At 75.3% G+C, this 5,740-nt stretch carries 6 protein-coding genes; 3 read left to right on the forward strand and 3 right to left on the reverse strand.

The window, feature by feature from the left end:
• Positions 1-56: 56 nt before the first annotated feature.
• Positions 57-1,709 (reverse strand): solute symporter family protein, encoded by a 1,653-nt coding sequence (locus ACRYM2_RS22620; RefSeq protein ID WP_432524918.1) that lies wholly within the window; start codon positions 1,707-1,709, stop codon positions 57-59.
• Positions 1,706-2,068 carry a DUF485 domain-containing protein gene (locus ACRYM2_RS22625; protein ID WP_432524920.1) on the reverse strand — a complete coding sequence of 121 codons (363 nt, stop codon included), beginning with the start codon at positions 2,066-2,068 and terminating at the stop codon, positions 1,706-1,708. The genes ACRYM2_RS22620 and ACRYM2_RS22625 overlap by 4 nt, the downstream gene beginning before the upstream one ends.
• Before the next feature lie 184 nt (positions 2,069-2,252).
• On the opposite strand from ACRYM2_RS22625, the gene ACRYM2_RS22630 reads away from it, so the two are divergent.
• Positions 2,253-2,630 carry a hypothetical protein gene (locus ACRYM2_RS22630; RefSeq protein ID WP_432524921.1) on the forward strand — a complete coding sequence of 126 codons (378 nt, stop codon included), beginning with the start codon at positions 2,253-2,255 and terminating at the stop codon, positions 2,628-2,630.
• 48 nt (positions 2,631-2,678) lie between these two features.
• On the opposite strand, the gene ACRYM2_RS22635 is transcribed toward ACRYM2_RS22630, so the two are convergent.
• Positions 2,679-3,314, reverse strand: coding sequence for a DUF8692 domain-containing protein (locus tag ACRYM2_RS22635; RefSeq protein WP_432524923.1), 636 nt, complete (start codon positions 3,312-3,314; stop codon positions 2,679-2,681).
• Positions 3,315-3,546: 232 nt separating this feature from the next.
• Here ACRYM2_RS22635 and ACRYM2_RS22640 point away from each other — a divergent pair, with 232 nt between their 5' ends.
• Positions 3,547-4,731, forward strand: coding sequence for an amidohydrolase (locus ACRYM2_RS22640; RefSeq protein WP_432524926.1), 1,185 nt, complete (start codon positions 3,547-3,549; stop codon positions 4,729-4,731).
• A 60-nt stretch (positions 4,732-4,791) separates the two neighbouring features.
• Positions 4,792-5,691 (forward strand): diacylglycerol/lipid kinase family protein, encoded by a 900-nt coding sequence (locus ACRYM2_RS22645; protein ID WP_432524925.1) that lies wholly within the window; start codon positions 4,792-4,794, stop codon positions 5,689-5,691.
• Positions 5,692-5,740: the final 49 nt, after the last annotated feature.

Raw genomic sequence — 5,740 nt, forward strand, 5'->3', positions numbered from 1 at the left:
CACCGCCGAGGCGGTGCGGGGCCCTGCTGCGTGCGCTCGCGGTCGCCGGTGCCCGCTCAGTGCTGGACGGCCTTCTCCGCCCCGGCGCCGGTGAGGCTGCGGACCTCCATCTCCGCGGCCCGCTTCTCGTTGCCGCGCTCGCGCTTGGTCACCGAGCCCAGCCAGCCGAGGAAGAAGGCCAGCGGGATGGTGACCAGCCCGGGGTTCTCCAGCGGGAACCAGGAGAAGTCGACACCCGTGTCGGTGATCATCGACAGCGAGGCGCCGGTCACCGGGTCCGTCTTGCCGGAGACGACGGGGGAGAAGGTGATGAGCACCAGGCAGGAGATCAGGCCGCCGTAGGTGCTCCACAGCGCCCCGCGGGTGGTGAAGCGCTGCCAGAACAGCGAGTAGATGATCGTCGGCAGGTTCGCGCTGGCCGCGACGGCGAACGCCAGGGCCACGAGGAAGGCGACGTTCTGGCCGTTGGCGAAGATGCCGCCGACGATGGCGACGGCGCCGATGACGACGATCGTCAGCCGGGCCACCCGGACCTCGGCGTTGGCGGACACCTCGCCCTTCTTGATGACGCTGGCGTAGATGTCGTGGGCGAAGGACGCGCTGGCGGTGATCGCCAGGCCGGCGACGACGGCGAGGATCGTCGCGAAGGCGACGGCCGCGATGACCCCCAGCAGGATCGTGCCGCCGAGCTCGTAGGCCAGCAGCGGCGCCGCCGAGTTGGCCTTGCCGGGAGCCGCCCTGATGGCGTCCGGGCCGACGATCGCGGCGGCGCCGTAGCCGATGACGAGGGTGAGCAGGTAGAAGATCCCGATGATCCAGATCGCCCACACGACGCTGCGGCGGGCCTCCTTGGAGCTGGGCACGGTGTAGAAGCGCATGAGGACGTGCGGCAGCCCCGCCGTCCCGAGCACCAGGGCCAGCGCCAGCGACAGGAAGTTCAGCTTGGAGACCTCGGTGGCCCCGTACTGCGCACCCGGCCCCAGCAGCGCCTCGCCGGCGGAACCGGGGGCGCTGACCGCCGCGCCGAGCAGGTCGGAGAGGTTGAAGCCGTAGCGCGCGAGCACCCACGCCGTCATGACCCCCGCACCCGCGACGAGCAGGCAGGCCTTGATGATCTGCACCCAGGTCGTCCCCTTCATGCCGCCGACGAGGACGTAGAGCACCATGAGAGCACCCACGACGGCGATGACGACGTTCTGCCCGGCGCGCGAGTCGATGCCCAGCAGCAGCGCGACCAGACCGCCCGCGCCGGCCATCTGCGCCAGCAGGTAGAAGAAGGAGACCGCGAGGGTCGAGATGGCCGCCGCCGTGCGCACCGGACGCTCGCGCAGCCGGAAGCTGAGGACGTCGGCCATCGTGAAGCGGCCGGTGTTGCGCAGCAGCTCGGCGACCAGCAGCAGCGCCACCAGCCAGGCGACGAGGAAGCCGATGGAGTACAGGAACCCGTCGTAGCCGTAGATCGCGATCGCCCCGGCGATGCCGAGGAAGCTGGCGGCCGACAGGTAGTCGCCGGCGATGGCGACGCCGTTCTGCGGGCCCGTGAAGGAGCGGCCACCGGCGTAGAAGTCCGCCGCCGTCCGGTTGCTGCGGCTGGCCCGCAGCACGACGACGAGGGTCACCGCCACGAAGGCGGTGAAGATGGCGATGTTGACGACGGGGTTGCCGATGTCCGTCGTCGGCGCCGCAGCGGCGCTCGCAGCAGTCCTCACCGCGGGTCCTCCTGGTCCTGCGCAGCGGTGCTGCCCGCGAGCGGTCCCTCGATCCGCTCGCGCAGCTCCTCGGCCGCCGGGTCGAAGTGCTTGTTGGCCCAGCGCACGTAGGCGGTGGTGATGGCGAAGGTGGAGACGAACTGGCCGAGCCCGAAGAGCAGGCCCACGGTGATGTTCGAACCGCCCACCCGGGTGCTCATGAACCCGTGGGCGTAGTCGGCCAGCAGCACGTAGGTGGCGTACCAGACCAGGAACAGGGCCGAGACCGGCAGCACGAACCGCCGGAACCGCCGCCGCAGCGCCTGGAACTCGGGGGAGGCTCGGACCTCCTCGTACGCGTCCTCGCGTGGGGTGTGCATTCGTGACCTCCTCGTCGACGAGATCGCCACGCTATCCGCCGCCGGCGCCGCCCGCAGGCGACAGGCCGCATCGTGACCCGCCCGCGATCACCGCTGCGGCTCCGGTTGTCGCCTGCCCGCGCAGCCGCCATCATCGGTGCGCGCGCCCGACCGGGCCAGCGCGTCCGTCGTGAAGGGTGGTGCCGTGGGAAAGCGGAAGTCGGGTGCCCGGGGGAAGCTCCTCGTGGTGACGGTGCTCCTGGGAGCGGGTGCGGCGGCCTTCGCCGCGCTGCGCAGCCGGCTGGGGGGCGGCGAGTCCGCGCCGGCGTCGGCGCCGACCCCGTGGACCCCCGCGCCGACCCCCTCGCCGGCTCCGGCTCCGGCGGCGTCGGCCCCCGCCGCTGCTCCGGCCGCTGCTCCGGCCGCTGCTCCGGCCGCTGCTCCGGCTCCCGCCGCTGCCGCGCCGGTCTCCGACCACGAGCCGATCCCGGCCTCCGCCGGTGAGGTCGCCGACGAGGAGCCCTCGAACGCGGTGAAGATCTTCGAGGAGGCCACCGCGCCGGTGGAGGGCACCGACCGCTGACGCCGCGCACCACCGTCCCGGCTGCGCCGGGGCGGTGGTGCTGCGCGTTCAGCCCTGCTGCGGCTGGGGGGCGGCGGTGAGCGCCGCCCACGAGCGCATCCAGGCCCACGCGGTCCAGCAGCAGATGGCGGCCGCCTTCGTGGCCTCCTCGTGCAGCACCAGGCCGCCGACCTCGTCGGCCACCAGCGAGTGGCCGAACCAGAGCGCGGCGAGCACCAGCAGCACGGCGGGCGCCCCCCGCAGCAGGTCCCGGGCGTAGCGCAGCCCCCACGCCAGCGCGGCGAGCCCCAGGACGCCCATCGTGACCTGCTCCGGCACGCCCAGGCGCAGCAGCGCGCTGTCGTGGAACATCATGAGGTCGTCGGCGCCCATCGCGGCGGAGACCAGCCCGCCGAGGAGCAGCAGGTTCCCCTCGCGCCGCCGACCACCGCTGCGCAGGACGCTGCCCGCCAGGACCCCCGCCGTCGCCGCGCAGATCCAGCCGAAGACGCCCACCTGCGTGACCCACCCCGCGTAGAAGACGAGCGGGTCGCCGGCGGTGGCGACCGCGAGCACGTCGCGGACGGCGGTCCCGAAGTAGAGGGGGTTGCGCGCCACCAGCAGGGTCAGGCCCACCGCGACCAGCGCGCTGAGCACCGCGGTGGCCACCACCGCGACCCGCTGCGCGCGGCTCGACGGCCGCACCGCGGCGGTGTGCGGCCGCGTGCGCGTCGGCGGCCGGTGGATGACCGGGAGGTGACGGGAGAGTGAACTGTGGGCCACCGCGCGATGCTCGCAGGTCCGCGGCGCCCGCGCACCAGGGACGTCGGCGCGGGAGCGGGGCGAGCCGCGCGACCCGGCGCGCCCGCGCTGCCACAGTGGCCGCGTGCCCGCGTCCCCGCCCGCCCGCAGCGCCGCCGTCGTCGGCGGCACCCTCCTGACCCTCACCCCGGACTGGCGCGGGGAGCGCCGGCCCGGGACGGTCGTCGTCCGCGACGGGGTGATCGAGGCCGTCGGGGACGTCGCCGTCCCCGCCGACCTGCCCGTCGTCGACGCCAGCGGCTGCCTCGTGCTGCCCGGGTTCGTCGACCCGCACACCCACCTCGGCGTCCACGCCGAGGGCGAGGGCTGGCACGGCGCCGACGTCAACGAGAAGGGCGAGCCGCGCGGGGCCCGGCTGCGCTCCTGGGACGGGGTCGACCCCGCCGACCGCGGGTTCGCCGACGCGCTGTCCGCCGGGGTGACGACCGTCGCCGTCCTGCCCGGCTCCGCCAACGTCGTCGGCGGCCAGACCGCGGCGCTGAAGACGTGGGGCGCCACCGTCGAGCACATGCTGCTGCGCGCCCCGCTGGGGGTGAAGAGCGCGCTGGGGGAGAACCCCCGCAAGGGCTCCAGCGGGCCCTCGACCCGCATGGGGGTGGCCGCCGCGCTGCGCGACGCCTTCGCCGCCGCCGCCCGCTCCGCCGCCCAGCGCGAGCGCGCCCGCGCGGCCGGCGACCCGGTGGACCCGCCGACCGGCGCCGAGCGCGACGCCGAGGTCCTGGCCCGGGTGCTGTCCGGGGAGCTGCTGTGGCACCAGCACGCCCACCGCGCCGACGACATCGCCACCGCCGTGCGCCTGGCCGACGAGTTCGGCTACCGCCTCGTGCTCAACCACGTCACCGAGGGCCACCGCGTGCTGGACCTGCTCGCCGAGCGCCGGCTGCCCGCCGTCGTCGGGCCGCTGCTGACCTCCCGCTCCAAGCCGGAGCTGCGCCACCGCTCGATGGCCGTCCCGGGGCTGCTCGCCGCCGCCGGCGTGCCGGTCGCGCTCACCACCGACCACCCCGTCGTGCCCGTGCAGCTGCTGCCCGTCTCGGCGGCGCTGGCGGTCAAGGAGGGCCTGGACCGCGACGAGGCGCTGCGCGCGCTGACGCTGAACCCGGCGCGCATCCTCGGCCTGGACGACCGCGTCGGCTCGCTGGCCCCCGGGCTGGACGGTGACCTCGTGCTCTGGTCCGGCGACCCGCTGGAGCTGATGAGCCGGGCCGTGCACGTCCTGCTGGGGGGCCGCCCGGTCTACCGCTGGGCCGACGGCGCCGGCGAGGTCGCCGAGCAGGACGGCACCTGGCGGCGGCTGTGAGGAGGGTGTGCGCGCCCGCCGGAGCGGCACCGGGGCGGCGGGCGGGGCGTTGAGCGGTCCGTGAGCGAGAACGAGTACCTGGCCGTGGTCAACGCCGGCGCCGGATCGGCGCGCGCGGAAGCCGTCGCGGCCGTCGTGGGGGAGCTGGGCCGCGCCGGTGACGTGGAGCTGCGCCGCACCGGGGGCCTGGACGACCTGCGCGAGGCGCTGCTGGGGGCGGACGGCAGGCGGGTGGTGGTCCTCGGCGGCGACGGCAGCCTGCACGCGGCGCTGCAGCTGCTGTGGACGGCCGGGGCCACCCGCGACGTCGGGCCGCTGGGCATCGTGCCGCTGGGCACCGGCAACGACCTCGCCCGCTCGCTGCGCCTGCCGCTGGACCCCGTGGCCGCGGCCCGCGTCGTCACCACCGGCCGCCCGCGCGGGCTGGAGCTGCTCGTCGACAGCCGCGAGCGCATCACCGTCAACACCGTCCACGTCGGGATCGGTGCCTCGGCCACCGCGAAGGCCCAGCGCCTCAAGCCCGCGCTCAAGGCCGGCGCCTACCCCGTGGGGGCGGTGTGGGCCGGGCTGAGCGCGGGCAAGGGCTTCCGCCTGCGCGTCGAGGTGGACGGCGAGGTCCTCGCCTCCGGCCGCGACCCGGTGCTCATGGTCGGGATCGGCATCGGCGGCACCATCGGCGGCGGCGCACCCCTCGTGCCGGGCGCCGACCCGCACGACGGCGTCGCCGACGTCGTCGTGTCCACCTCCACCGGCCCGCTGGCCCGCCTCGGCTTCGCCGCGGGCCTGCGCCGCGGGGTGCACGTGGAGCGCCAGGACGTGGCCACCGCCACCGGCAAGGTCGTGGAGGTGCGGGCGCTGTCGGGGGACTTCCGGCTGAACTCCGACGGCGAGGTCAGCGACCCGCAGACGGCCGAGCGCTTCGAGATGCACGCCGACGTCTGGCAGGCCGTCTGCCCCTGAGCCTGGAACCCCTCAGGGCGTGATCTTCCACGGTGCACCGTGGAAGATC

The organism is Kineococcus aridisoli (assembly GCF_050871885.1).
Classification (GTDB): domain Bacteria; phylum Actinomycetota; class Actinomycetes; order Actinomycetales; family Kineococcaceae; genus Kineococcus.